We start from the raw sequence: 4,136 nt of genomic DNA, 5'->3' as shown, positions 1-4,136 counted from the left end.
CGGCTGGTCGGCGCACGGGGTGCGGGAGCGGCCCGGTGCGCTGGGCGAGCAGCAGTGGGCGCAGGAGGCTTCGGTCACGCGGGCCGAGCGGCTGCCGGTGCGGGAGTCCGGGGAGTATCCGGCGGCGCGGTCGTCGGGGCAGTGGGGCGAGCCGTGGGACGGGAGTCCGCCGGAGGAGCCGGAGAAGAAGCGGCGGGGGCGGCGCTGGCTCATCGTGCTCGTCGCGGCGATCGTGCTGGTCGCCGGGGGCGTCACCGGGCAGCTGGTGCGGCCGGTGCCGGAGCCGACGATCGAGCTGGCCATCGCGTCCAGCCACGCGTTCCCGGGGCAGGCGCCGCGGCTGCCGTGGCCCTCGGCGGGGCAGTCAGCCGTGTACGTGGACGGCCTCGGGTCGATGGGGGCGTCGGGCGGGTCCGCGCCGACGCCGACGGCGAGCGTCGCGAAGGTGATGACGGCGTACGTGTACCTGCGCGACCATCCGCTGAAGCCGGGTGAGCCGGGGCCGGTGCTGACGGTGTCGCCGGAGGCGGCGGCGCAGATCCCGATGCGCCGCAAGCGGGAGGAGTCGCTGCTCGGCGTCACCGCGTACCAGAAGCTGACGCAGCGCAAGGCCCTGGAGGCGCTGCTGATCATCTCGGCGAACGACGTCGCGCACGAACTGGCGCGCTGGGACTCCGGCAGCGAGCAGGCGTTCGTGGCGAAGATGAACGCGGCGGCGGCGGAGCTCGGCATGACCGCGACGCGCTACACCGACCCGAGCGGCTACGACTCCGGCACCGTCAGCACGGCCGCGGACCAGGTCAAGCTGCTGAAGGCGGCGATGGGCCTGCCGGAGTTCGCGGAGATCGTGAACAACCGGTCGTACGTGCCGGACGGCGCCGGCCTGGCGCGGGAGGGCGGCAACTTCCTGCTCGGGCAGTACGGCGTCGTCGGCGGCAAGACCGGCTACACCGACGCCGCGGGCGGGAACTTCGTGTTCGTCGCGCGCAAGACCGTCCAGGGTGTGGAGACGCTGATCGTCGGCGCGGTGATGGGGCAGCGGTCGCCGAGCGCGGCGGGCGCGGTCAACGCGGCGGGACGGCTCGTCGCCGCGGCCGAGGGCGCGCTGACCGCGGTGACGCTGGCGCAGAAGGGCGCGCGGGTCGCGCTGGTCGACGACGGGCTCGGCGGGACGACGCCGCTGCGCGCCGCGGCGCCGGTCACGGTGGTCGGCTGGCCCGGGCTGACCGTGCGGGTCGGCGTGGAGGGCGAGCCGCCGCACCGGGGCGCCGCGGGCGAGCAGGTCGGCACCGTGACCGCCGGGGCGGGAACGGTTCCGCTGCGGCTCGGCCACGCGCTGGACGAGCCGTCCTATCTGAAGCGCCTGACCAGGCTCGGCTAGGCGTACAGGGCCGACAGGAAGCGGATCAGCAGGGCTTCGCGGGTCTCGGGCGGCAGGGCGTCCAGGATGGCGTTGACCACGGCCATCTCGGGGTCGCCGCCGCCCGCGAGGTCGACGCCGACGGAGGCGAGGAGCCCGGCGAAGCCGGCGTCGTCGAGGCTGTCGAGGTCGAGCCCGGCGAGGGCGTCGACCAGTTCGGCCGGGACGTCCGGCGGTCCGGCGGCGCGGGCGGCGCCGGTGGCGGCGGTGAGCGCGCCGAGGAGCGCGTCGACGTCGCTGACGCCGGTGACCGTGAAGTGCAGGTTCGGCGGGATGCCCTGGTAGGAGAGCTGCGGCTGGAAGAACCAGCCGCGCCGGCGGGCCTCGTCGGCGATGACGAAGACGTCCAGGCCGGGGTCGGTCGAGGCGACCGCGACGAGCGGCGCGACCGGGTCGCCGAGGACGCGCAGCCCCGGGATGCCGGCGACGCCGGCGCTGAGGCGTTCCGCGGACTTCATGGCGTTCTCGGCGAGGTCGCGGTAGCCCTGCGCGCCGACCGCGTTGAGGGTGGCCCAGGCGGCGCCGAGCGGACCGGCGCTCTTGCTGCTCTGGACGGTCGCGTTGATGACGGTGTATCCGGGCCATTCGGCGGACGCGAAGTAGGCGGCCCGGCGGTGCGACTCGTCCGCGAACAGGACGACCGAGGCGCCCTTCGGCGTGTACCCGTATTTGTGCAGGTCGCAGGAGAGGGACGTCACGCCGGGCACGGACAGGTCGAAGGGCGGGACGTCGCGGCCCGCGTCCCGCAGCCAGGGCAGCACCCAGCCGCCGACGCACGCGTCCACATGGCAGGGGACGCCGGCCCGCGCGGCGATCGCCGCGATCTCCGGGACGGGGTCCATGGTGCCGTGCGGGTAGGACGGCGCCGACGCGACGACGAGCGCGGTGCGGGGCGTCAGCGCGGCGGCGGTCGCGGCCGGGTCGGCCCGGTACTCGGCGTCCACCGGTACGTGCACGACCTCCATGCCGAGGTAGTGCGCGGCCTTGTGGAACGCGGGGTGCGCGGTCGTCGGCAGGACGATCTGCGGCCGTCCCTCGACCGGGTGCGCGTCCCGCGCCGCCTTCACCGCCAGCATGATCGACTCGGTGCCGCCGCTGGTGAAGATCCCGGAGCCGCCGCCGAGCTTGGCCGCGACGAACCCGACGACCTGCCGCTCCAGCGCGACGATGCTGGGGAACGCCGTCGGGTCGAGGCAGTTGACCTCCAGCATCTCCTGGTAGGCGGTGGCGGCGAGGTCGTGCACGGGCTCGCGGCCGGTGTCGTAGACGTAGGCGGTGACCTTGCCGCCGCGGACGGGCAGGTCCGCGTCCCGCAGCCGGGCGAGTTCGGCGAGCAGGTCGGCGGCGGGGCGGCCCGCCTCGGGGAGGTGCTCAGACGGCATGTTCGGGTGTTTCCTCTACGGGTCGGCGCCCGGTCGCCCGCCGGAACGCGAGCAGGGGCGGAACGCTGATCAGCAGGAGCAGGGCGGGGACGAGGGAGAACCCGGCGCTCAGCCCGGTGAGGGCCGAGTCCGGCTGGACGACCGGCGTGTCGAGGTCGGCGGAGCGGAACGACGTCGCGGCGAGGATCAGCGCGAAGACGCCGGGCCCGAGGGCGAGCGCGCCGGTCTCCGCCGCCGTGTAGAGGCCGGTGAACGCGCCGGACTGGGCGTGCCCGGTGCGTCCGGTGTCGGCGTGGACGGTCTCCGGCAGCAGCACCAGCGACAGCAGCTGCATGGCCGCGTAGCAGACGCCGACCAGGCAGGCGAAGGCGAGCACGCCCGCGGTGGAGCCGAGGACCGGGTACATCGCGGCGGCCGTCGCCGCGAACAGCAGCACGCCCGCGATGTAGCACTCGACGACGCCGTACTTGCGGGACAGCCACCGCCACAGCGGCACCGCGAACGCGCTGGGCCCGACCATGCAGACGAACATCGCGGACGTCAGCCCGTAGTCGTCCAGCCGGTAGGTCGCGATGTACGGGGCGCCCGCCAGCATGATCCCGACGGCGAGGATCTGCGCGACGGACGCGCTGAGCAGCAGGAAGAACGGCCGGTTGCCGCGCGCGGTGCGCAGCGCGGCGGCCAGCCCGAGGGGGCGCGGCCCGGGCCGGGACGGGATCCACCGGTTCGCCAGCGTGCTCGCGATCATCGCGGCGCCCATGGCGAGGCCGACGACGGCGCCCATCAGCGCGTATCCGGCGCGCCCGCCGCCGGCGGCGTCGGTGAGGGCGGGGGCGAGGCCGCCCGCGACGAGGATGCCGAGCGTCAGGCAGACGACCCGCCACGCCATCGCGCGGCCCCGCTCGGACGGGTCGGCGGAGATCTCGGCGGGCAGCGCCACGTACGGGACCTGGAAGCAGGCGAACGCGGTCGCGGCCAGCAGGAACGCGACCCCGGCCCAGGCGGCGGCGAGCCCCGGGGAGTCGCCCGGCACGGCGAACATGGCGGCGAACAGGAGCGGCAGGGTGACGGCGCCGAGCAGCAGCAGCCGGGTGCGGCGGCCGGTGCGGACGGCCTCGCGGTCGCTCGCGGCGCCGATGACCGGGTTGAGCAGCACGTCCCACGCCTTGGGGACGACCAGCACGGCCCCGGCGATCGCGGCGGACACGCCGAGGACGTCGGTGAGGTAGTACAGGAGCAGCAGCCCGGGGACGGCGGAGAACACGCCGGTGCCGACCGAGCCGACGCCGTAGCCGAGCAGCCGACGCCGGGACAGCGTTGCCGAGGGGTCGCCG

General features: G+C 75.4%; 3 protein-coding genes. 1 reads left to right on the top strand and 2 read right to left on the bottom strand.

Annotation, left to right across the window (positions count from 1 at the left end):
* On the top strand, window positions 1-1,381 hold a 1,381-nt coding region (locus tag ETD96_RS41980; RefSeq protein ID WP_338072667.1), incomplete at its 5' end, for a D-alanyl-D-alanine carboxypeptidase family protein.
* Here the strand turns inward: ETD96_RS41980 and ETD96_RS41975 are convergent.
* Both ETD96_RS41975 and ETD96_RS41970 read right to left on the bottom strand, forming a co-directional pair.
* Complete coding sequence (locus ETD96_RS41975) at window positions 1,378-2,802, bottom strand: pyridoxal phosphate-dependent decarboxylase family protein (protein WP_138642048.1); 1,425 nt, start codon at window positions 2,800-2,802, stop codon at window positions 1,378-1,380. The genes ETD96_RS41980 and ETD96_RS41975 overlap by 4 nt on opposite strands.
* Window positions 2,792-4,117, bottom strand: coding sequence for an MFS transporter (locus tag ETD96_RS41970; RefSeq protein ID WP_138642049.1), 1,326 nt, complete (start codon window positions 4,115-4,117; stop codon window positions 2,792-2,794). Before ETD96_RS41970 ends, ETD96_RS41975 begins: the two co-directional genes overlap by 11 nt.
* Between the last annotated feature and the right edge of the window lie 19 nt (window positions 4,118-4,136).

This window comes from Actinomadura geliboluensis (assembly GCF_005889745.1).
In the GTDB taxonomy this organism is placed as follows: domain Bacteria; phylum Actinomycetota; class Actinomycetes; order Streptosporangiales; family Streptosporangiaceae; genus Spirillospora; species Spirillospora geliboluensis.
This window is presented reverse-complemented; position numbering and strand designations above follow the sequence as displayed.

Coding starts and splice junctions, on each gene's coding strand:
- ETD96_RS41975 (WP_138642048.1), bottom strand. CDS start 2,802: ATGCCGTCTGAGCACCTCCCCGAGGCGGGCCGCCCCGCCGCCGACCTG.